Raw genomic sequence first — 21716 nt, 5'->3', positions numbered from 1 at the left:
GAGCCATAAGGCTGTACACGACACAGAACCCATTTCTTTTATGCCTAAATAATACAATATGATATGAGAAATGTCAATCTGAATAGTTCCCCCTGCTAGTTTTTGAAAATTTTAAACTGATGGTTTAATGCGTCGTTCTGCGTATCGTGCTACAATAAAATTGTTAATCAAAGCTCGTGTAGATCACGATATAAATGAATGCAAACAAGAAAAATACAAATGATCGATTAAAATTGGAAGGAAGATAAAATGAGCAGGGAAACAAACGTAGCTGTTTTCCAGGATACCTGTGAACGCTTCAAGGAAGCCGCATTGGCGGAAGCAATCCGGAAATCACTGGAAAAGCAGAAAATCTATGGGGAAGACGAGGTGCTGGAAAACACGGAGCCGGTCTATAAAAAGAAGGCAGTAGTTACGGTATCAGATAAAAAATCATTCGAAGCGGCGCTTAAATACCGGGGAATGAAGGTATGCGTCCATAACTTTGCATCCTTCACGAATCCAGGCGGAGGCGTGGTAAATGGTTCCAGCGCACAGGAGGAGTCGTTGTGCCGGGTGTCAACATTGTACCCGCTTTTATCAGACGGCAGAATGATGTCAGGATTTTACCGGAAACACAAGGATATGCTGAGAAACGGAGAGGTGACTGCAACGTACAATGATGATGCGATCTACACGCCGGATGTTGTGGTTTTCAAGGATGATGACCGCATGCAGCTGCTTCCGGAAGGACAGCGGATGAGTCTGGACGTGATCACGGTCGCAGCGCCGAATCTTCGTCCGAATCCAAGTAACCGGTGGAACCCGGAGCCATCCAAGGCAATTGCGGTTAAGCCGATGGAACTGCTTGCGATCCATAAAAAACGTGCAAAGCGCCTTTTTTTCATCGCAAAGGCGAATGGGGCAGAGGTGCTGGTACTTGGGGCATTTGGATGCGGGGCTTTCCAGAATCCGCCGGAGGTCGTGGCACGGGCTTATAAGGAAGTGCTGGCTGAGTTTGAATACGATTTTGATACCGTGGAATTTGCCGTGTACTGTCCGAAGCGGGACCAGACAGCAAATCCGAGCGGAAACAATTATGCAGTATTCAGGCGGGTACTTGGAAGTAAAAAACGATAAATCGGAAAATTAGAAAATATTAGAAAGAGCTTTCTCTGGGAGTTGATATGTCCCCTGTCAAACAGACAGGGGCGTATCGGGCAGAGGGGCTCTTTTTTCGTTTTTATTGAAATAAGGTCTGACAGTTCCGCCTTAAGCTTGGTAAAATAAGAAAAGACTGGGAAGGAGAAAGCGGCATGGAAAAAAGTGATATCTTTGAATCGAATCAGCAAAAGCTATGGAAAGCATAAGGTTTTAGAAGACGTAACGATGGACATCTATAAGGGTGATATTTTCGGTCTGATCGGCAAGAACGGCGCCGGAAAAACGACCATGTTTAAGGTGATCCTCGGCCTGTCGGAGTTTGAGCAGGGGGAGCTTAAGATCGGCGATGAGGGAGATTCCATGGAAGAAGGACGGAAAAAGATCGGATTTCTGATCGGAAGCAATTTCTTTCCATATATGAATGCAAGGCAGAATCTGCAGTATTCCTGCAGAATGCAAGGAATCAAAGAGAAATCTGAGATCGACCGTGTGTTAAAGATCGTTGGCCTGGATGGCGTGAAAAAGAAATTTCGGCAGTATTCGCTTGGCATGAAGCAGCGTCTTGGCATTGCAAATGCAATTCTCGGAAATCCGGAAATCCTGATCCTGGATGAGCCGACCAATGGACTGGACCCGCAAGGCATTGCAGATATCCGTAAGCTGGTGCAGAAATTAAATGAAGAGTATCTAATATATCCTCACGCCGTGCATCCACCCATTTTTCTTTTGGGAATTCCTGACACATAGGGCAGCATCTGTCACGGCAGGAATTATAGTGGATGGATATACAGCCACAATCCTCACATACACTTACATTTACACCAAAGGCACCTGTTTTGCAATTCATGATGTGGTAAGCCGTTTTTCTTTGAGTGGGAGAAATATCATGTGAGGTTTCATAGGACGGATAAAAACGATGAAAAACGTCCTGGATAGTACAAGCACTACTCATGATTCACCACCTTCTGGATTGTCGAACGGGCTGCGAATCCCAAGGAGGGTCTTGTTGCTCACATGAAGGTAAACATCTGTAGAGCGAGGATCAACATGTCCAAGAAGTGACTGAATATATTTTATATCCGTACCACTTTCGAATAAGTGGCTGGCAAAACTATGACGACACGCATGAGAAGAAACGCGACGGGTAATACTGGCAAGTTTGGCACTTTTCTTAAAGAACTGGTTAACACTGGCTATATCCAGATATCCACCGGTCCAGGAGCTTGGAAAAAGGATATCTTTAGGACGGCCACATTTGTACCAATACTCTATGAGAAGGTCAAGATTCTTTTGAGATAGAATCGTATACCTGTCAATTCTGCTTTTTGTTTCGCGAACATGAATCGTCATGTTGGTGCGGGAAATGTCATCATAATGGAGATGAACGATCTCTGACACACGTAATCCGGAAGAATACATAGTTGCAATAATCGCTTTATGTTTCAGGTTCGGAGTGGCGTCAATGATTGCATTTATTTCATTACGGGTCAGAACAGCCGGAAGATTTCGTTCTCTTTTCATAGCCGGAACAGTGTCATCGTCCCAGACAACCTTCAGCACTTTTTTATAGAAGAACTTGATTGCAGACCGATAGTGATTGTGAGTTTCAGGGGACCTGCCTTCCAAACGTTTGGCAGTAAGAAAACTTTCCGCATCTTCAAGCGTAAGATCAGAGACAGGTTTTCCAATCCAACGAAGAAAGTAATTGACATCAGAACAATACAGTTGAATAGTTCTTTCTCGTAGGTTACGTTTTTCCGCTTCATTGCGGATAGATTCAAAAATATCTTGGTACATAAAAAACCTCCATGAATGATAAGTTGATGAGAAACACCATCGTTCACGGAGGAGGTCTGGGCAGAAACTTCTGCTTGAAACAGTCGCTGGATAATGCTATTCTATTCATGGCGGAGATAGTGTCGATCCTGTTTGATTGTTGGTTGTGGTGACTTAACAATACTACTTTTAGGACTTGGCTACCACTGCCTTTTTATATGAAAATGAAAAACTGCGCCACAGCCCTGGCAGGCCATCGCGCAGCGATTTTGTTCAATCGGAATTTGGCAAGGAGTTTTGATAGCATGAAAAAGAGATTTCTTAAAATTGTGATAGGGATTGTTTTCGTTTGCATTTTATTCGTTGGATTTCTTTATGCAAACAATGACATTGGTATGACTTCGACCAATTTGGAAACGGATATTCGTTCATCGCAGAAGATTAAAGATGATTGGACGCTTGATGGAAGCGTTTCTAACACGATGGCTGCTTATATTTCTTATTCTCAGGACATGAGCGACCACACTTTTTCCGTCTATGTCAATCGTCCAGGACTTTCCTTCGGATATTTTTTCCGTGGAGGTGGAACTCTTTCGGGGATTCAAAGAGGAATTGTGGAGTTTACTGTAGAGGGATATAATGAACGAGCATTTATTTCTATGAATCAACAGCAGGTGCAACAACTTGAAATAGATGATGGCAACACAATTCAAGTGGTTGATATTGACAGCAATAAACCTTTTGCGATTGTCTTGCCTATAAATGCGGATAATATTACTTTTTATGATGTAAATAGAAATACTGTGGAATATTGGAATAATCCTCTTTGACAAATTTGAAGTTGTAGTAAAGGAGGTTTACAATGGGGTTTTGGATTTTTATGTTGATGATGGATTTGCTTCTTCCATTTACGATGATTGGTTTTGGAAGATATTTTATGAAAAAGGCTCCAAAGGAAATAAATTCAGTATTTGGATATCGGACTTCGATGTCTATGAAGAACAAAGACACATGGGAATTTGCTCATAAATATTGTGGTAAAGTCTGGTATGTCTGTGGAATGATTATGTTGCCGATAACAGTAATATTCATGCTTTTAGTGATTGGAAAAAATGAAGATTGTGTTGGGAGTATAGGAGGAATTATCTGTGGTGTTCAACTTATTCCTTTAATTGGGTCTATTCTCCCAACAGAAATAGCATTAAAAAAGAATTTTGATAAGAATGGAACAAGACGATAAATTCCAGTTGTGCGCCCAGCTAAGGGTGTGTAGTCAAGCCGGTGGGAATCCGGTTTATCCAAGGTTTAGCCAACCAGATAATAGCGAGTCTTGGGACGATGTCGGTAACGGCATCTGACAAGCGTAGACAGCAAGAAAGCAGGGTTGAATAGTGATTGAGCTTCGAAACGTTAACTTCAGTTGGTCGACGTCTTAACTGGTGCGGAAGACAATATCATATAATGCGATATGGCGAGTGTTATGTGGCACTGCGGAGTCAGAGAACCAATCATGTTTTATATTGTGAATGCATGAAAAGCAGTAAATAAGAGTATGTAGTGTTTGGTATAAATAATAGCACGCTATTGATATTGATACAATAGCGTACTATTAAAAAGGAGGATTCATGGATCAGATCCTTATGTTTGTCGGGGCGAGCAGTGATACCTGGGATTATGCAAAAACCTATCTGCGGATAGTCTGCGTTTCCGGTTCGTTTGTGCTTATCGCAAACTGCTATTCCAGTGTGATCCGGGCGGAGGGACAATCCGGCAAAGATCTGGGCGCAGCCGGTTGCGGATGTGCTTTCGCTTGTGCTGGCTGCGGTTCTGTATTTCAGGAAGATTGGAAGTATGGGGCGTTCCCGAATAGAAATTTGCCCGACAAAAATCTTGTATGACAGGAGATTTGATTTTTGGAAAAAAATTACTGCGCTGTTTTCATAATCATGGTAAAATCAGAAGAGAATTGTAATTGAGGGGAATAAAACAATTACAACGAATCAACATGGAGAGGGAACAGGGTATGACAGATTTTCAAACGATTCTTATGGGAATGGAAATAGCAGGAATTATCGCATTTTCCATATCGGGTGCGATGATTGCGATCGCTGCAGGTGTCGATGTATTTGGGGTGATGTTACTGGGACTGATCACGGCGCTTGGCGGAGGAACGTTAAGAGATACCCTTCTTGGGCTGGTGCCGTCTGGAAATTTTTACAATTATCCGGAAATCATATTGTCGGTCATGACAGCCCTTGTGGTATTCTGGATCGCATATACGCACAAGAACTATTATGACAGTCATGCAGAGCTGCTTGACCGTCTGAACAATGTGGTGGATTCCATTGGCTTAGGAATTTTTTCTGTTTACGGGGTTCAGGCAACCCTGCAGTCCGGGTGTCCGCGCAATTTCTTTCTGGCTATTTTCATGGGAATGATCACCGGGGTCGGCGGCGGAATCATCCGGGATATGATGGTGCAGCGGATGCCCATGGTCATTTCCAAGCATATTTATGCGGTGGCATCGCTTGTGGGAAGTGCCTGCTATTTCTTTTGCGTAGTCCATGGGATGCAGCAGAGCGCAGCGGCGCTGCTTGGATCCGGGCTGGTGTTTGTGATCCGCATGCTGGCAACGAAGCTGAAGCTTAATTTGCCGCGGATCCGGTAGATTAGGAAAATACCATTCATTATATAACTGATAGTCTGATTCATCTGAAATCCTGAAGGGAAATGATTCCTTTCAGGATTTTTTTCTGCTACTTTGCATATCGAGGAGGTGCCGGTGGCGTGTCCGCTGATTATAAACGGAGCAACGTCCGAAAAAGTGTTGATTAGAACAAAATTACGTCCGAAAAAATGTTGTGCTATAGAGAATAAGGTCGGAAAAAATGTAACTATCAGATAAGATAAGGTCGGAAAAAATGTATAAATTATAAATTCATAGGTCGGAAAAAATGTGATATACTTAATATAAAAGGAAAAGGCAGGTGGGAAAATGCAACGGTTTGCGATGGATGATCTTTTGAAATGGAAAGAAAGGGCGAGTAGAAAGCCGCTTGTAATTATGGGAGCACGCCAGGTTGGAAAGACCTGGCTTATGAAAGAGTTCGGAAAGAAGTATTATGAGAAAACGGCATACATTTCTTTTTATAATAATCGGCGGATGAAGGATGTGTTTGATGTTGATTTTGATATTGAGCGTATTATTATGAATTTAAACATTGAGTCTGGTGTAACCATAACTCCGGGAAACACACTGATTATCTTAGATGAAATTCAGAATGTGCCGAAGGTATTAGAATCATTAAAGTATTTTTGTGAAGAAGCTCCGGAATATCATGTTGTTGCAGCAGGATCACTTTTGGGTGTAGCAATTCATGAGGGAATTTCTTACCCTGTGGGGAAAGTAGATATGTTGGATTTGTATCCGCTTAATTTCAGGGAATTCCTTTGTGCAATGGGAGAAGAAGCGTTGTCGGACGCATTAAATACGAAGGATTATCCACTTATCGATATTTTTTCGGAAAAGTATTTGTTCTGGCTGAAAAATTATTATTATACCGGAGGAATGCCAGCCGTTGTAGAGGCCTTTCGTGTAGAAAAGGATTATGCTGAAGTTCGCCGAATTCAGAGTGAAATCGTTCGTCAATATGAAGGCGATTTTGGAAAACATATCGATGCCAAAACATTGCCGCGAATCAGAATGGTTTGGGATTCCATTCCAATGCAGCTTGCGAAAGAAAATAAAAAATTCTTTTTTGGTCAGATTAAAAAAGGAGCAAGAAGCACAGACTTTGAAATTGCGATTCAATGGTTGTTGGATTGCGGACTGGTTTATAAAGTGAACCGGGTGAATGAGCCGCATATGCCATTAAAGGCCTATATGAATATGAATGCGTATAAATTATTTATGTTGGATGTAGGTTTATTAGGAGCATTGAGTGAATTACCGGCTGAGACAATTCTGGAAGGAAATGATATTTTTATCGGGTTTAAGGGAGCATTGACGGAACAGTATGTGCTGCAGCAGTTGATTTCTGATACCGATTATACTCCGTATTATTATGGAACGGACAAAGCAACGTTTGAACAGGATTTCCTAATTCAGAAGGGGCGGAATATCGTACCGATTGAAGTCAAGGCGGAAACAAATATTCATTCTCAGAGTTTAAAGGCATATTGCGATAAGTTTCATCCGGAAGAGGCGGTTCGTTTCTCAACTTTAAAATATAAAAAACAGGAGTGGATGGTAAATATTCCGCTATATGCAGTGTGCAATTTATAATGAGACAAGGCTTGTTTTATAGTACGTGCTTATAAAAGGTAACAAATATTTATACAGGAGAACATTTCATGACGACTCATTTACCCGATTTCCAACCGGAATCACAGCCAAACTGGAAACACGGCACCCCGACCGCTATTCAGGTGCGCGGCGCACGGGTGCATAATTTAAAAAATGTTGATGTAGATATTCCTTTACACAAAATCGTGGGGATTGCCGGAGTGTCCGGCTCGGGAAAATCCTCCCTGGCGTTGGGCATTTTATATGCGGAGGGCTCCAGGCGTTATCTGGAGGCACTTTCGACTTATACCAGACGCCGTATGACACAGGCAGAAAAGGCGCAGGTGGATGATCTGCGTTATGTTCCGGCGGCTCTGGCGCTGCATCAGCGGCCGGGCGTGCCGGGCATGCGCAGCACGTTCGGCACATCGACGGAACTGCTCAATGTGGTTCGTCTGATGTTTTCGCGTCTGTCCAGCCACGTTTGTCCGAATGGACACCGGCTGGAACCGACCATGAATGTAGCTGCCGGACTGGAACTGGTCTGCCCGGAGTGTGGGGAGCATTTCTATCCGCCATCCGCAGAAGAACTGTCCTTTAACAGCACCGGTGCGTGTCCGGCCTGTGACGGAACCGGCATTGTCCGGGTGGTGGATGAATCGACCCTGGTCCCGGATGATTCGCTTTCCATCGAGGAGGGCGCAGTGCTGCCGTGGCAGACCCTGATGTGGTCGCTGATGAAGGATATCGCGCGGGATATGGGCGTGCGGACGGATGTGCCGTTTCGTGACCTGACGGAGCAGGAAAAAGAAATCGTGTTCCATGGACCGGCGAAGAAGGTCCATATGCTGTATCAGAATTCCAAGACCGGTGCGGCGGGAGAGATGGATTTTACTTATTTTAATGCTGTTTATACGGTGGAAAACGCTTTGGCGAAGGTGACCGATGAAAAAGGAATGAAGCGGGTCGAGAAGTTTTTGCGGCAGGATGTCTGTCATGCCTGCGGCGGTTCCAGGCTTTCCGAGCGGGCGAGGGCGCCGCGCATCGAAGGCATCACGCTGGCGGATGCCTGCCGTATGACGCTGACAGATCTTTCAAAATGGGTGGACAGCATTCCGGCGACACTTCCGAAAGAGATGGTTTCCATGGCAGAAAGTATCTGCGATTCCTTCCGCGGAATGGCGGTACGCCTGCTGGAACTGGGGCTGGGGTATCTGACTCTGGACCGGGAAGCATCCACGCTTTCGACCGGGGAGCGGCAGCGGGTACAGCTGGCACGGTCGGTGCGCAACCGCACAACCGGTGTCCTCTATGTGCTGGACGAGCCGTCTATTGGTCTGCACCCGTCTAATATCGAAGGACTGCGTGGTGTGATGCGAGATCTGATCGCAGACGGAAATTCGATTGTTCTGGTTGATCACGATACCCAGATCTTAAAAGATGCGGACTGGATGATTGAGATGGGACCGGAAGCCGGAGAAAAAGGTGGAAACGTTATTTCACAGGGAACGATCACGGATGTGGCGGCAGACCCGGAGTCCAGGATCGGCGGCTTTTTGTCTGGTGCCAGATCGATGCTGGTGCGGGAAAAAGCAGAATCGGAAAGTATGTTTGAACTGGGAAGTATAGAGATGACGACAGACCAGATCCACACGGTAAAGCCATTGACCGTAAAGATTCCGAAAGGGCGGCTGACGGCAGTAACCGGTGTGTCCGGTTCTGGAAAAACGACGTTGATCCTGGAAAGTCTGATCCCGGGTCTGCAGGCGCAGGTGCGTGGAGAGGCACTTCCGGCGCATGTAAAAGCCGTATCGGCTCCGGGCATCAGCCAGGTGAAGCTGATCGATGCGACCCCGATCGGTATCAACATTCGTTCTACCGTGGCAACCTATGCGGGAATCCACGATGAACTGCGCAAGATTTATGCGAAAACGCCGGATGCAAAGAAAGGAACATACAAGGCAGGGGACTTTTCCTACAATACAGGAAAGCTGCGCTGCCCGACCTGCGACGGAACCGGTTCGATCAGCCTGGATATCCAGTTTTTGCCGGATGTGGAGGTTGTCTGCCCGGACTGCGGCGGCTCCCGCTACAGTAAGGAAGCTTCCCTGGTGCACCGTGTCCGGGAAGATGGCACATCCAGTACGCTGCCGGAGCTCATGAGCATGAGCGTGGACAAGGCACTTCCTGCATGCGATGACTTAAAGCTGGTGTCCAGACGGCTGCAGACTCTTTCGAATCTTGGACTTGGCTATCTGACACTTGGTGAGGCAACGCCGAGTCTTTCTGGCGGTGAGGCACAGCGTTTAAAACTGGCGAGTGAGATGGGAAAAGGCCAGTCAGACACTGTCTTTGTCTTCGATGAGCCGACCATCGGCCTGCATCCGCTGGATGTACAAACGCTTCTTGTGGTATTTCAGCGCCTGATCGACAGCGGTGCGACCGTCATTGTCATAGAACACGATCTGGATCTGATCCGCAATGCCGACTATGTCGTCGATATGGGACCAGGCGGCGGAGAAGAAGGAGGACAGATCGTGGTGTGCGGTACACCGGAGGAAGTGAAGCAGTGCGCGGAAAGTGTAACGGGAAAATATTTGTAGTAAGCAGCTTACTTCTTATTCAACAAAAATCCCACGCGATTGCGACTAATCCTGTAACACCAAGTGCGAGCGCATCATCATCCGTATTGAATTTTGCATGATGCTGCGCATAATTGCTCCCTTTGGCTTCATTTCCCACACCCAGGAACATAAGGGCGCCGGGAATGCGGATCTGGTACCAGGCAAAATCTTCGCTGCAGATCCGGATTCCGGCTACTACCGAAACTTTTTCTGGGATGATGTTATAGGTGGCACGCTTCACATTGATTCCACCAACCGAGAGGACTGCAGTGTCTGCAGGCGGGACTTCCCGGCTGACGATGGTCTGCCATGTGGTTATGATCTGGCAGGCTGCTACCATCGGATCGACGCAGTTTTGGGGAAGCGCGCCATGTCCGTCGATCCGTTCACGCTGCTCCATAACAGCGGCTACGGTGCTGCAGCTTCCGGCCTCTGCAATATATTTTTCTTTCCGGGCCATAAAACTTACCAGGGTCAGAAGCTTATTGAGTGCGCCGCGGATCTTAAAGCTTTTGGCCCGCTGAAAGGATTCCAGCTTGAAAAAAATGCTGATTGGAATCGCCCAGGTAAAAGGACTCTTCCAGCGGAGTCTCCCGGATGTAAGGGCGAATGCGCTCATAGGCTTCCTGGATATCGGTATAAGAAAATGACATGATGTTCCTCCTCATTATAAAGGAATGGTCTGTTTAAGTCCAGAATAACAAAACAGGCATAAGACCTCACCCCTCTGCCTGCGGGCAGCCCTGACGGAGTGAAGCCTTATGCCTGAAACCCGGCACCCGGGGGTGCTGGAAGCATTCTGTATGAAAGTTAATATTTTTATAGCATGAATGGGATGACTTGTCAATTGCGTGTTACTGTTCACACAAGTGAGTCTTGGGAATACTTGCATTTCATTGTTATCGGCAGTATAATACATTTGCTGCGCCGGTTCTGGGAGGAATGCGCATTTTGCGTATCGCCAGTGTCTAGGCTCACCTTTTCGAATATCCCGTAGAACACTCGGCGGCCGGAGCAGCCTTGAAAAAATAACAATATTGCATAGTAAGTCTCTGTAGATACGGAAACACAACCGGTACAGGAACGCATTTGGGTGAAAATCCTTTTGCTCGTGGGCTGCGCCGTCTATTGTTGGAACTGCGACCCAAACTCGCACGCACTGCGTGCTCAAACAAGGGTCTCCGTTCCAACGCTATGCTCGCCCACTCACGGATTTTCAAACAAATGCTTATCCTGTACCGGCTGGCTTGCGTTTCCTGTGTACTGGCTTTACTAGAATAAAAACCTGCAACCATTACCGATTCGGCAGATAGTTAGCCTATTTCTGCCATTTCAGTAGTGGTTGCAGGTTTTTCACATGTAGTGGAGCCAACACAGTAGAAAGCCCCCGCCGCGCCTGAAAAAACGTGCAATTATTTTGCTGGACGAATACGATACTCCCATGCAGGAAGCGTATGTTTATGGATACTGGGATGCATTTACCGGCTTTATCCGTGGTCGATCACAAATTATCTGGACACGGCGAAGCTTCAGCCATTCTGGAGACGGTCAGCATGTTTTCCAATATGTTTAAAAGGTGGTTCCGAATTTGCATTTGAAGAAAAAAAGGTACTGATCGGATGACGGTCAGTACCTTTTTGGGGGTGGTGCGCCCTGTGACGCAGATTTTTGATGGTTCTGCAAAGATCGTTATTTTCCCATACTTTTTTTGGCAAAAAGCAGGGCACATATCACAACGAAAATTGCGGTAACAGCGATCAGGACTGGCCATACCGGAACCGGAAAGACATTTGCCTGAACCAGTTTCAGTCCCTGATAAAACGTATAGATGCCGAAAATGGTAAAGATCGCGAAGGCAAGTGTATTCAGCAGACCGTCCGGGGTCTTGCTCTTTAACAGATATCCGACAAGCATGCCGAGAATATCTGCGGCGAAAAGCCCAAGGGAACAGCCAATCCATACCACCAGAGCAGCTCCCATACCTTCGTTGGCACCAAAGGTGATTGCGGTCAGCTGTGTTTTGTCTCCAAGCTCTGCGACAAAGAAGGTACAGAACACGGCCAGCGGAGCAAACTGGATTCTGCTTTTGGTGCTGCCTTCTTCTTCCTCTTCCTCGTCTCCGGCGAGCGTAGACGCTGCAAAATAAAGAAATGCCAGTGCGGCAACAACCTTGATCAGCCAGTCCGGGATCAATGCACTGACCAGTCCGCCTGCCAGCACTGCCAGTCCGTTGAGCACAAGAATTGCCGCAGCGGTTCCAAGAATAATATCTTTTAATTTGTATTTGGAAGTGAGCGCGATTAGCATCAGCTGCGTTTTATCGCCCATTTCCGCGATAAATTCCGTAAAAAATACTTTTAAAAATAGTAACATGGCGTCTCCTTTTTATCTTCATGATGTTTCCAGCAGCACCATTTTGTGGATTTATCTGACAGTAAAAAAGACTCATGTATATCGCTTCCCCGAATAGAAAAGGATGCTTCGGAGAAAGGATATACATGAGTCTCATTATTTAAGATTTGCCAGATTATACAATTACTATAATCAGAATGTTGACAAATCACACGTTCGTGCTAACTACTCCCTCATGGAATATTTGGTTGCTGATAAATAATATCAAATAGATGGTGCCATGTCAACGGGAAATTTCGAGAAGGTATGGCTGCTTGCCGGAACGCAGTATGGGTGATAGAATGGATAAAAACATGTATAGTATTGGAGAAGATCATGATTACAGATTTGACAAAAGAACATCCGGACCGGATCTTGTGGCGCTTTTTGCTGCCGATGATGTTCAGTGTGATGTTCCAGCAGTTTTACAATATTGCTGACAGTATGATTGCCGGAAGATTTGCCGGAGAAGCCGCCCTGGCTGCAGTTGGGGCATCGTATCCGATCACGGTGATTTATATGGCATTTGCGGTAGGCATGAATTTAGGCGCGTCCGTTGTGATCTCACGGTTATTTGGTGCCGGAGATAAGGCGGGACTGAAGCGGGCTGTGTCCACGGCATTTCTTTCGGTTTTGATCCTGGGCGTGGTGTTGAGTGTGTTTGGGTATTTTTTCAGCGGCGCTATGATGCGGTGGATCCACACACCGCAGGACATTATGGCTGATGGTGTTCGGTACTTGGAAATCTACGTGTATGGCCTGGTTTTCCTTCTGGTTTATAATGTATGTACCGGGATTTTTACGGCGCTCGGTGATTCCAGAACGCCACTGTATTTTCTGATCGGATCCTCTGTGGGAAATATTTTATTAGACTATTTGTTTGTAGCACAGCTGGGATTGGGCGTGTCTGGTGTAGCCTGGGCTACGTTTCTGGCGCAGGGCGTATCTGCTGTCCTGGCTTTTGTAACATTATGGAAACGACTTGTGGAATTTACAAAAGAAGAGGGACGGCAGCCGGTATTTGACACAATCCTGTTCTGGCAGATCATTGTGATTGCAGTTCCCAGCATTCTGCAGCAGAGTGTTTTGAGTGTGGGAAATCTGTTTGTGCAGGAAATTGTCAATGGGTATGGATCTTCTGTCGTAGCGGGATATTCCGGCGCGATTAAGTTAAACACGTTTGCGATCAACATCTTTATGATGCTTGGGTCCTGCCTTTCCAGCTATACCGCCCAGAATCTGGGGGCTGGAAAACCAGCCCGGATTCCGCTTGGCTTTCAGACCGGAGTGAAGCTTTCAGAAGTTGCGGCATTTCCGTTTGTTGTGTTGTATTTTGTCTTCAGCCGCAGTATGATGGGCCTGTTTTTGACGGCAGAAAGCGAAGCGGCGATCCGCGCCGGAATCGCGTTTTTGAGAATTGTCTCGCCGTTTTATTTTATGATTTCAATCAAGCTGATGACAGACGGAATCATCCGCGGATCTGGTGCCATGGCATATTTTGTGGCAGCTACTGTGCCGGATTTGATCTTGCGCATTGGATTTGCATTGCTTCTGACTCCGAAATTTGGAAGTACCGGCATCTGGATGGCGTGGCCGTTTGGATGGTTTGCCGCAACAACACTGACCATTTGGTTTTACAGAAAAGTGATAGATGCTTCATAAGAAGAAAACAGCTCTGGAGTGGAGGCAGTTTTCTTAGGAAGAAGCTGTTTCCAGAAAATAATTCTGCTTCCCTTCCCAGAAAAAGTATTTCCGGTGCATGCCGATGGACAAAAGCAACGTGAGAAATTCTGCCACTGGGACAGCGAGCCAGGCTCCGCTGATCCCAAGAAACTGCGGCAGGACCAGCAGCGAGATCGTGGTAAATACCAGGGTTCTCTCAAAGGAGATGATCGCGGATACCCTTCCGTTCGACAGTGCGGTAAAGAATCCGGAGGAAAGGATATTAAAGCCGCAGAACAGGAAGTTGATGGCAAACAGCTGAAAGCCGGTGACAGCCTGCTCATAGGTTTTCGGATCGTCGGTAAAGATGGTGACGATGCCGGTGGAAAGGAAAATGGCCGCTGCAGTCATAAATACAGAAACGATTGCGGTAAACAGGAAGGAAATACGGTAAATGTTTTTCAGCTCCGTTTTCTTTCCTGCGCCATACTGGAAGCCGATCACCGGGCTGATGCCGATGGAAAAGCCAAGATAAAAGGCCTGGAACAGAAACTGCCCGTACAAAAGAATGGTAATGGCAGCAACTCCGTTCGGTCCGGCCAGACGCATCAGGATGATGTTAAACAAAAAGGTGATCACGGCATTGGAAAACTGGGTGACCATTTCGGAAGAACCGTTGTAGCAGGCCTGCAGGAGTTCTTTCGCGCGGAAGGAAAAGCGGGTCAGATGCAGGTCATGCTTTGGTGACAGGAAAAAAATCAGTCCAACCACGGCCGGGATGGTCTGTCCCAGCCCGGTTGCCATGGCAGCCCCGCCGATTCCAAGCTGTCCCGCTACGATGAGGACATAGTCCATGACTGCATTGACCAGTCCGGCCAGGATGGTAAGGATCAGTCCCATGTGCGGTGCTCCGGCGGTGACCAGAAAACACTGGAACAGGGTCTGGAGCATGCAGGCAGGGGAAAACAAAAGCATGGTCTTTAGGTAGGTCATGCTGTCAGCCAGGAGCAGGTCGTTTGCGCCAAGCATCCGGCAGATCGGCTCCGGGAATACAACAGCAATCACGGCAGCCAGAATACTGAATAAGAGTCCGGCAGCAAGGAACAGAGAGAGGCATTCCCGTGCCTCTCTTTTTTTGCCTTCGCCCAGGTATTTGCTGATCACAGCAGTGCCGCCGGTTGCTAACATAGTGCCGACCGCAATGACAACGCTGGCGGCAGGAAAGGCAATATTTAAGGAAGAAAGTGCGTTGCTTCCGACAAAGCGGGAAACAAAGATACCGTCCACGATCGTGTAAAGCGACATGAAGATCATCATAATAATAGAAGGAAAAGCGAATTTCAGCAGTGACCAGGGGTTGAAATGCTGGCTGATGGATGTACTCATAATAAAAACTCCTTAATATCTGAAACATAGTCTTGAAAATAATAGTGACTTTTGAGAGAATAAACCATAGGGTTACCCGATAGTCAATAGGAAAATGGAAATCTTTTTCGGTATGTGAGAAATTGAAAATATGGGGAGGTGACAGAACGTATGGATCGTAACTTGTATATGACAACAGGTGAATTTGCGGCTTTAGCGGGTGTAACGAAGCATACCTTGTTTCATTACGATGAAATTGGTTTGTTTTCACCGGAATTTATAGCAGAAAATGGTTACCGCATGTATTCTCTTTATCAGATGGAAACATGGAATACCATTCTCATCCTTCGGGATCTTGGCATGCCATTAAAGGAAATCCGCCAGTTTTTACAGATGCGCAGCCCGCAGGAACTGATGCGTATTTTTACGGAGCGGGAAGCACAGATCGGACAGGAAATCGCAAAGCTGGAAAATATGCGGGGCTGGATCCGGCAGCGCCGTGAAAAAATCGGCGCTGCGCTAAAGCAGGATTTTACCAGAATTCAGATCCGGCATTACCCGGAGCGGTATTATCTGATCCGCCAGATGGATGGCAGTTCAGAGAAAGATTATGTGGAAAAAACGAATGCGCTGATTCTGGATTTTAAGAATGCCGAACAGCGGAATGATTACGAAGTGGCATACTTCCAGCATGAAGCAAATGTGAAAAATGGGATTTGGAACGTGTATGATAATGTACTTTTGCTGATGCAGCAAAAACCGGATCACATGGATTATCAGGTGCTTCCCGGAGGTGATTATCTGGTTGGATTCCATGCGGGACCCTGGATGGAAATGCAGGAAGCATATGAACGCATAGAGGCTTACCGCAAGGAGCATGGAATCCGGACAGAGGGGCCTTATGTGGAGCGTGACGTAATGGATAATCTGTCTGTGAAGCGGATGGAGGATTATGTGACGGAGATCGCGGTGCGGATCGTGGGAACGTGACAGGTGCTGGCTGATGTTCGCACATTGCGCTGTACTTTATACAGAAGATGCAAAGGAACTGGTAGAAAAGGCAAATGAAACGTACGCACAGTGATGAATATCAGGCAGTATTTCTGCTATGTGAAAAGGATTGGAAGATCAAGCTCTCACAGATGTGCTGCATGGTATGCTGGAATGCTACCATCTGGATCCGAAACTGGTGTATCTGGAGGTCATCCGCTCCATCATGAATATGGCAAAGGCACTTAACATGCAGGTCATCTCCGAAGAAATTGAGACAAAGGAACAGGCCGAGCTGATCTATGATATGGGCTGTGACTTTGCGCAGGGGTACTATTACAGTAAGCCGAGGCCATTCGTGTAGCTGCTGGATGCAGAATAAAGAGAAAGAGCATTCTTAAAATTACAGAACGAAAAACCCGGATGTATGGCTGGTGAGCAATTCGCCAGCCATACATCCGGGTTTTTGCATGAAGGGATATAACATTTATTCTGTAACCGGCTCTGCCGTACAGATCTTTTTGAGTGGTACCTCGACGAAAGCACGCCACAGCCGGACGAGCTGTCCAACACAAAGAGCGTTAATGAGGGTACCTTCGCGGACACCATTGAGCTTATGGAAGGCAATGAGGGCAACCACCATAGCCAGAATAGTCAGGGTGCTGTCGAATGCAACCTTTACATTGCCAAAGCGGATTCCACTCTGTCTGGAAATCTCGCGGACCAGTGCTTCGGCTGGAAGCATGATCACATCGGCGATGACTTCAAAGCTGATGCCAAGCGCCATGATGATGCAGCCAATGACCAGATAAACAAAGGACGGACCCCACGGGCCGCCAAAGCGTGTCGGGATAAAACGCATGGCTACATCAATACAGAAGCTGAAGAAAAAGGTGATCGGGATCTGAAAAGCCTGCTGAATCGTGAATTTTTTCCGGAGCAGTGCTTCCAGGACCAGGAATGTCATGTTAAACAGGAATGTAAAGGTTCCCATGGAAATTCCTGTGACCAGGCTTAAAACGAAAGGCAGGCCGGATACCGGCGAAGTGCCAAGACCTGCGCGTGTGATAAAAGCGATGCCGGTGGCACTTAAGATCACCCCGGTTAAAAACAGGGCATAGCGTCGGATGTAAGTGTGAATGGACATATTTTTGTAAACCTCCCCAGGTCGCGGCCGGTGTTTCTGGTACATTGTCATAATAATAGAAAAGTGACAAAATTGTTATATTTGTACAAGAAACGGTCGCGTCTATTTTTGTATGTTGTGTATATTTTAAACAAAATCTAACTTTTTTTCAAGTGCTATAACAAAAAATTAGAAATAAGTTGTACCATTATGGCGAATTACCAAAAAATTACAACTTAAATTGTGTGTTTTTCACAGCTTTTCAACTGTAATACAGACAAAATCGGAAACCAACTTAAGATTATTAAGAAAAAATGCCAGAAAATAAAGACAGAAGTGTACAAAATAGAGAAAGTATAAAGGCAAACTTGACTTTTGCCAAACGGCGTGATATCATACGACACAAGACAAAGGGGTCTACATCAGATGAGGAGATGTAGGCCCTTTTGTGTTATATAAACAACATACCCCCTTTGTTACATAAAAAACGGCATTGGCAGGAGAGGAGATGAAAACTTGAAGAAAATAATCGGACTGATTCCTCTTTATGACGATGACAAGGACAGCTACTGGATGCTTCCCGGATATATGAAGGTTCTGGAAAGCTGCGGTGCACTGCCTGTCATGCTTCCCTTAACGACAGATCCAAAGGAGCTGGATGACTGCTTCCAGCTATGCGATGGAATCCTCATGACAGGAGGCCACGATGTGGACCCGAAGCTGTATGGGGAAACAGCCAAAGCAACCTGCGGAACTGCCTGCAGCAGCCGCGACCAGATGGAAGCGTACCTTTTCAAAAAAGCATTGGCGGAGGATAAACCGGTATTCGGCATCTGCCGCGGTGTCCAGCTTATGAACGTACTGCTTGGCGGGACACTTTACCAGGATCTCCCAACGGAGCATCCATCCCAAACAGAGCATCACATGACACCGCCTTATGACAAGCCAGTGCACATGGTCGATGTAGCCGCAGGAACAAAGCTGGCGGATATCATTGGAGCCGGACAGCATGCGGTGAACAGCTATCACCATCAGGCAATCAAAGACCTGGCGCCGGAAGCTGAGGCTATGGCGTACTCCGAGGACGGACTGGTGGAAGCAATCGCTGTACCGGATAAATCCTTTATCGCCGGGGTGCAGTGGCATCCGGAGTTTGCGTTTGAGAGTGATCCGGAGTGTAAAAAGTTAGTTCAGGCATTTGTCAGTGCCTGCAATGGAAAAAAGTGATCTTGGATTGGTGAAAGCCATTTCAGATAAATGCGTGACAGGGAGAGGAAACAGACAAAACCGTCACGGAGAAAAGAGAGGAGAATAAGATTATGAAAAAGAAAGCATTGGTTATGGTAATGGCAGCAGCAATGACAGCAGCTCTGACCGCATGCGGCGGTTCTAAGAGCACAACCGCAGACACCACAGCGGCAGCAGATACTACCGCAGCAGATACCGCAGCAGAGTCCAAAGCAGATGAGACAGAAGCAGCTGCAGCAGACAGCGCAGACAAGACCTGGGTTATCGCAACCGATACCGCTTTTAAGCCGTTCGAGTACACCGATGACAGCGGTAACTTCGTAGGAATTGATATGGATATCCTCAAAGCAATCGCAGAAGACCAGGGCTTTAAGTACGATGTACAGGTACTTGGCTGGGATGCTTCCATCGCAGCATGCCAGGCTGGTCAGGCAGACGCTATGATCGCAGGCGCATCTATCACCGATGAACGTAAGAATTCCGGCTGGATCTTCTCCGATGGCTACTATGACGCAAACCAGAGCATGGCAGTCGCAGAAAACTCCGACATTACTGGTTTTGATGATTTAAGTGGCAAGAAGGTTGCAGTAAAGACCGCTTCCATGAGTGCAGATTATGCAGAGAGCTTAAAAGACCAGTACGGCTTTGAGGTTACCTATTTCGAGGATTCACCGACCATGTACCAGGCAGTTGTCGGCGGCCAGGTAGCAGCATGCTTCGATGATACCCCGATCATGGCAAGCAACATCAAAGACACCGGCATCGCAATGAAGCTTGTAGACGGAACTGGCAACGACCCGGCTGAGTATGGCTTTGCAATCTTTGATGACAGCAAGCAGGAGCTGGTTGACATGTTCAACGCTGGCCTGAAAGACATCAAGGACAATGGCACCTACGATGAGATCATCGCAAAATATTTAGGCGAGTAATTTCAATCAGAAATCAGTGGATGCGCTGCCGGCGCTCCCAGATATACAAAAAAACAAAGCAGGCCCGCGTTTTGCGGGCCTTGCGGATTGTAACACTTAAAACAAGGAAAGAAAAGGGTGAGGCATTATGATTAAGATTATCACCACCTACGGACAGCTTCTTCTGCTTGCAATGGGACGGACCCTGCTGCTTGCATTCTTAGGTTTGATATTCGCTTGTATCCTGGGAATGATCTTCGGACTTCTCAGTGTAGTTAAGAATAAGGCATGCAACATCATTGCACAGATCTTCGTATTCGTAATACGTGGTGTGCCGATGATCGTGCTGGCGTTCTATGTATTCTTTGGTATTCCGTATCTGCTCAATACGATCCTGGGCATCGGAAATGGCTTTACGCTGTCGGCACTTCAGGCCGGCGTCATCTGCCTCGCCTTAAACTGCGGCGCTTACATGGCTGAGATCATCCGTGCCGGTATCCAGTCCGTGGACATCGGCCAGATGGAGGCCGGAAGATCCTTAGGTCTTCCTTACTGGAAAACCATGAGAAAGATCATTCTTCCACAGGCGATCCGTACGATGATCCCGAGTATCATCAACCAGTTTATCATTACCGTAAAGGATACGTCTATTTTGTCCGTGATCGGATTTCCAGAGCTGGTTCTGGCTGCGAAAAACGTCCAGGCAGGCACCTTTAAGTCCTTTGAGACCTGGACCATTGTCGGAGCCATGTATTTGATCGTTATTACGATCCTGTCTTATCTTGCGAAAATCGTAGAGAGGAGGGTAAACCGTGGAGTCAAACGATAAAGCTGTAAAGATTAAAGTTGAGAAGCTTCGCAAATGCTTTGGGGACCTGGAGGTTCTGCGGGATATCTCTACAGAGATCCATGAGGGCGAAGTGGTTGTAATCCTGGGACCATCCGGTTCCGGTAAATCCACCTTTCTGCGGTGTTTAAACAAGCTGGAGACAGCTACGGCCGGAAGCATTGTAGTGGACGGTGTCGATATTTCAGATAAAAAAGTAAACATGAACAAGGTGCGGGAGAACATCGGCATGGTGTTCCAGCACTTTAATCTGTTCAATAACATGGATGTGCTCCATAACCTCATGCTGGCTCCGATGGAGCTGAAAAAGGCTGACAAAAAAGAAGCGAAAGAGCGTGCTATGGCCATGTTAAAGCGGGTGGGCCTTGCTGAGAAAGCAGATGCTTACCCGGCACAGCTTTCCGGCGGACAGAAGCAGCGTGTGGCGATTGCGCGTGCGCTCTGTATGAAACCGGATATCATGCTGTTCGACGAGCCGACTTCTGCGCTGGATCCGGAGATGGTCGGTGAGGTTCTGGCGGTTATGAAGCAGCTGGCAGCAGATGGCATGACCATGGTGATCGTTACCCATGAGATCGGATTTGCCAGAGAGGTGGCTGACCGTGTCATCTTCATGGATGGTGGCTACATTGTGGAGGAAGGAACTCCGCAGGAGGTCATCTTGAACCCGAAAGAAGCACGTACCATCAGCTTCCTGAATAAGGTACTTTAGACGGAGGTGCAGCCATGGAAAAATATGTGATCACCATCTCCAGACAGTACGGCTCCTTTGGACGCCTGGTGGCAAAGGAGCTTTCCGAACAGCTCCATATTGATTTTATGGACCGCGATATTGTCGAAGAGACTGCGAAGCGGATGAATACGTCCATCAAGCAGATCAGCCGCGAAGAGGAAGTCACCCGTTCCAAGTTCTCCTATCTCAGTTATCCGTTTGGACTGGGAACACCGGATGTGAGCGATGAAATCTTTCTGGTGCAGCAGAGTATCATTCAGGATTTCGCCAGCAAGGGTTCCTGCATCATTGTAGGACGCTGCGGCGCTTATTGTCTTAGAAATGAACCGAGACTTCTGCGTGTTTACATCTATGCGCCATATGAAGTGCGCCTGAAAAACTGTGTGGAGTATTTCGGCATGTCCGGAAAAGAAGCCGTGCGGGCTGTCAATGAGGCCGATAAGGCACGGGAACATTATCACAAAAAATACATCCCCGGGTATCAGAATGATACGTTAAACAGTGATCTGTGCATCAACAGCGCATATTACAGTATCGAGGAAGCCGCAGAGCTGATCAAGCAGGCGGCACGGATGAAATTTGGGGAGATATAAACAATTTAGCACAGTAACGAACGAG

General features: G+C 46.8%; 21 protein-coding genes and 1 pseudogene. 16 read left to right on the top strand and 6 right to left on the bottom strand.

The window, feature by feature from the left end; genetic code table 11:
* Nucleotides 1-249 precede the first annotated feature (249 nt).
* On the top strand, nt 250-1119 hold the full coding sequence (locus DW922_RS04340; RefSeq protein WP_118725934.1) for a TIGR02452 family protein: 870 nt from the start codon (nt 250-252) through the stop codon (nt 1117-1119).
* A gap of 249 nt (nt 1120-1368) precedes the next feature.
* Entirely contained in the window at nt 1369-1890 is a 522-nt protein-coding gene (locus tag DW922_RS04335; RefSeq protein WP_243032060.1) for an ATP-binding cassette domain-containing protein, read from the top strand.
* Here DW922_RS04335 and DW922_RS04330 read toward each other — a convergent pair.
* Together DW922_RS04330 and DW922_RS04325 are read right to left on the bottom strand one after the other, a co-directional pair.
* Nucleotides 1829-2095: pseudogene (locus DW922_RS04330) on the bottom strand (transposase zinc-binding domain-containing protein); the annotation flags it as partial. The gene DW922_RS04335 and the pseudogene DW922_RS04330 overlap by 62 nt on opposite strands.
* Nucleotides 2092-2940, bottom strand: a complete 849-nt coding sequence (locus DW922_RS04325; protein ID WP_118725932.1) for a site-specific integrase — start codon at nt 2938-2940, stop codon at nt 2092-2094. The pseudogene DW922_RS04330 and the gene DW922_RS04325, both read right to left, overlap by 4 nt.
* 284 nt (nt 2941-3224) lie before the next feature.
* Here DW922_RS04325 and DW922_RS04320 point away from each other — a divergent pair, with 284 nt between their 5' ends.
* The 6 genes from DW922_RS04320 to DW922_RS04295 all read left to right on the top strand — a co-directional run bounded on the left by DW922_RS04320 (nt 3225) and on the right by DW922_RS04295 (nt 9807).
* On the top strand, nt 3225-3749 hold the full coding sequence (locus DW922_RS04320) for a hypothetical protein (RefSeq protein WP_118725931.1): 525 nt from the start codon (nt 3225-3227) through the stop codon (nt 3747-3749).
* 32 nt (nt 3750-3781) lie between these two features.
* Complete coding sequence (locus DW922_RS04315; protein ID WP_118725930.1) at nt 3782-4159, top strand: SdpI family protein; 378 nt, start codon at nt 3782-3784, stop codon at nt 4157-4159.
* Between the two features lie 385 nt (nt 4160-4544).
* Entirely contained in the window at nt 4545-4817 is a 273-nt protein-coding gene (locus tag DW922_RS04310; RefSeq protein ID WP_118725929.1) for a hypothetical protein, read from the top strand.
* A 125-nt stretch (nt 4818-4942) separates the two neighbouring features.
* On the top strand, nt 4943-5587 hold the full coding sequence (locus tag DW922_RS04305) for a trimeric intracellular cation channel family protein (protein ID WP_182436820.1): 645 nt from the start codon (nt 4943-4945) through the stop codon (nt 5585-5587).
* 327 nt (nt 5588-5914) lie between these two features.
* Nucleotides 5915-7204 (top strand): ATP-binding protein, encoded by a 1290-nt coding sequence (locus tag DW922_RS04300; protein WP_118725928.1) that lies wholly within the window; start codon nt 5915-5917, stop codon nt 7202-7204.
* Between the two features lie 68 nt (nt 7205-7272).
* Entirely contained in the window at nt 7273-9807 is a 2535-nt protein-coding gene (locus DW922_RS04295) for an excinuclease ABC subunit UvrA (RefSeq protein ID WP_195714998.1), read from the top strand.
* A gap of 19 nt (nt 9808-9826) precedes the next feature.
* On the opposite strand, the gene DW922_RS04290 is transcribed toward DW922_RS04295, so the two are convergent.
* Together DW922_RS04290 and DW922_RS04285 are read right to left on the bottom strand one after the other, a co-directional pair.
* On the bottom strand, nt 9827-10447 hold the full coding sequence (locus tag DW922_RS04290) for a hypothetical protein (protein ID WP_118725927.1): 621 nt from the start codon (nt 10445-10447) through the stop codon (nt 9827-9829).
* A 1070-nt stretch (nt 10448-11517) separates the two neighbouring features.
* Nucleotides 11518-12201, bottom strand: coding sequence for a TMEM165/GDT1 family protein (locus tag DW922_RS04285; protein ID WP_118725926.1), 684 nt, complete (start codon nt 12199-12201; stop codon nt 11518-11520).
* 354 nt (nt 12202-12555) lie between these two features.
* On the opposite strand from DW922_RS04285, the gene DW922_RS04280 reads away from it, so the two are divergent.
* Nucleotides 12556-13881: an MATE family efflux transporter gene (locus DW922_RS04280; protein WP_118725925.1), complete on the top strand. Its 1326-nt coding sequence runs from the start codon at nt 12556-12558 to the stop codon at nt 13879-13881.
* Between the two features lie 33 nt (nt 13882-13914).
* Here DW922_RS04280 and DW922_RS04275 read toward each other — a convergent pair whose 3' ends face one another.
* Nucleotides 13915-15267 carry an MATE family efflux transporter gene (locus DW922_RS04275; RefSeq protein WP_118725924.1) on the bottom strand — a complete coding sequence of 451 codons (1353 nt, stop codon included), beginning with the start codon at nt 15265-15267 and terminating at the stop codon, nt 13915-13917.
* Between the two features lie 150 nt (nt 15268-15417).
* Here DW922_RS04275 and DW922_RS04270 point away from each other — a divergent pair, with 150 nt between their 5' ends.
* Complete coding sequence (locus DW922_RS04270; RefSeq protein ID WP_118725923.1) at nt 15418-16236, top strand: MerR family transcriptional regulator; 819 nt, start codon at nt 15418-15420, stop codon at nt 16234-16236.
* A 130-nt stretch (nt 16237-16366) separates the two neighbouring features.
* On the top strand, nt 16367-16600 hold the full coding sequence (locus DW922_RS04265) for an EAL domain-containing protein (protein ID WP_147353359.1): 234 nt from the start codon (nt 16367-16369) through the stop codon (nt 16598-16600).
* A 123-nt stretch (nt 16601-16723) separates the two neighbouring features.
* On the opposite strand, the gene DW922_RS04260 is transcribed toward DW922_RS04265, so the two are convergent.
* The gene (locus tag DW922_RS04260) at nt 16724-17383 is read right to left on the bottom strand and encodes a DUF6198 family protein (RefSeq protein ID WP_118725921.1); all 660 of its coding nucleotides are present in this window, start codon (nt 17381-17383) and stop codon (nt 16724-16726) included.
* A gap of 495 nt (nt 17384-17878) precedes the next feature.
* Between DW922_RS04260 and DW922_RS04255 the strand changes: the two genes are divergently transcribed.
* From DW922_RS04255 to DW922_RS04235, 5 genes are all read left to right on the top strand, one after another.
* Nucleotides 17879-18589: a gamma-glutamyl-gamma-aminobutyrate hydrolase family protein gene (locus tag DW922_RS04255; protein ID WP_118721098.1), complete on the top strand. Its 711-nt coding sequence runs from the start codon at nt 17879-17881 to the stop codon at nt 18587-18589.
* Between the two features lie 92 nt (nt 18590-18681).
* Nucleotides 18682-19539 carry a transporter substrate-binding domain-containing protein gene (locus DW922_RS04250; RefSeq protein ID WP_243032046.1) on the top strand — a complete coding sequence of 286 codons (858 nt, stop codon included), beginning with the start codon at nt 18682-18684 and terminating at the stop codon, nt 19537-19539.
* 127 nt (nt 19540-19666) lie between these two features.
* A complete protein-coding gene (locus tag DW922_RS04245) occupies nt 19667-20347 on the top strand; it encodes an amino acid ABC transporter permease (protein ID WP_118721099.1) in 681 nt (226 codons plus the stop codon).
* Nucleotides 20331-21077 carry an amino acid ABC transporter ATP-binding protein gene (locus tag DW922_RS04240; RefSeq protein ID WP_118721100.1) on the top strand — a complete coding sequence of 249 codons (747 nt, stop codon included), beginning with the start codon at nt 20331-20333 and terminating at the stop codon, nt 21075-21077. The genes DW922_RS04245 and DW922_RS04240 overlap by 17 nt, the downstream gene beginning before the upstream one ends.
* A 14-nt stretch (nt 21078-21091) precedes the next feature.
* Entirely contained in the window at nt 21092-21691 is a 600-nt protein-coding gene (locus DW922_RS04235) for a cytidylate kinase-like family protein (protein ID WP_118725920.1), read from the top strand.
* Nucleotides 21692-21716: the final 25 nt, after the last annotated feature.

This window comes from Clostridium sp. AM42-4, from assembly GCF_003480105.1.
Lineage (GTDB): Bacteria > Bacillota > Clostridia > Lachnospirales > Lachnospiraceae > Brotaphodocola.
This window is presented reverse-complemented; position numbering and strand designations above follow the sequence as displayed.

What these genes read in the sequence shown, in the direction of transcription:
- DW922_RS04340 (WP_118725934.1), top strand. Translation starts at nt 250, where the DNA reads ATGAGCAGGGAAACAAACGTAGCTGTTTTCCAGGATACCTGTGAACGC.
- DW922_RS04335 (WP_243032060.1), top strand. Translation starts at nt 1,369, where the DNA reads ATGGACATCTATAAGGGTGATATTTTCGGTCTGATCGGCAAGAACGGC.
- DW922_RS04325 (WP_118725932.1), bottom strand. Translation starts at nt 2,940, where the DNA reads ATGTACCAAGATATTTTTGAATCTATCCGCAATGAAGCGGAAAAACGT.
- DW922_RS04320 (WP_118725931.1), top strand. Translation starts at nt 3,225, where the DNA reads ATGAAAAAGAGATTTCTTAAAATTGTGATAGGGATTGTTTTCGTTTGC.
- DW922_RS04315 (WP_118725930.1), top strand. Translation starts at nt 3,782, where the DNA reads ATGGGGTTTTGGATTTTTATGTTGATGATGGATTTGCTTCTTCCATTT.
- DW922_RS04310 (WP_118725929.1), top strand. Translation starts at nt 4,545, where the DNA reads ATGGATCAGATCCTTATGTTTGTCGGGGCGAGCAGTGATACCTGGGAT.
- DW922_RS04305 (WP_182436820.1), top strand. Translation starts at nt 4,943, where the DNA reads ATGACAGATTTTCAAACGATTCTTATGGGAATGGAAATAGCAGGAATT.
- DW922_RS04300 (WP_118725928.1), top strand. Translation starts at nt 5,915, where the DNA reads ATGCAACGGTTTGCGATGGATGATCTTTTGAAATGGAAAGAAAGGGCG.
- DW922_RS04295 (WP_195714998.1), top strand. Translation starts at nt 7,273, where the DNA reads ATGACGACTCATTTACCCGATTTCCAACCGGAATCACAGCCAAACTGG.
- DW922_RS04290 (WP_118725927.1), bottom strand. Translation starts at nt 10,447, where the DNA reads ATGAGCGCATTCGCCCTTACATCCGGGAGACTCCGCTGGAAGAGTCCT.
- DW922_RS04285 (WP_118725926.1), bottom strand. Translation starts at nt 12,201, where the DNA reads ATGTTACTATTTTTAAAAGTATTTTTTACGGAATTTATCGCGGAAATG.
- DW922_RS04280 (WP_118725925.1), top strand. Translation starts at nt 12,556, where the DNA reads ATGATTACAGATTTGACAAAAGAACATCCGGACCGGATCTTGTGGCGC.
- DW922_RS04275 (WP_118725924.1), bottom strand. Translation starts at nt 15,267, where the DNA reads ATGAGTACATCCATCAGCCAGCATTTCAACCCCTGGTCACTGCTGAAA.
- DW922_RS04270 (WP_118725923.1), top strand. Translation starts at nt 15,418, where the DNA reads ATGGATCGTAACTTGTATATGACAACAGGTGAATTTGCGGCTTTAGCG.
- DW922_RS04260 (WP_118725921.1), bottom strand. Translation starts at nt 17,383, where the DNA reads ATGTCCATTCACACTTACATCCGACGCTATGCCCTGTTTTTAACCGGG.
- DW922_RS04250 (WP_243032046.1), top strand. Translation starts at nt 18,682, where the DNA reads ATGAAAAAGAAAGCATTGGTTATGGTAATGGCAGCAGCAATGACAGCA.
- DW922_RS04245 (WP_118721099.1), top strand. Translation starts at nt 19,667, where the DNA reads ATGATTAAGATTATCACCACCTACGGACAGCTTCTTCTGCTTGCAATG.
- DW922_RS04235 (WP_118725920.1), top strand. Translation starts at nt 21,092, where the DNA reads ATGGAAAAATATGTGATCACCATCTCCAGACAGTACGGCTCCTTTGGA.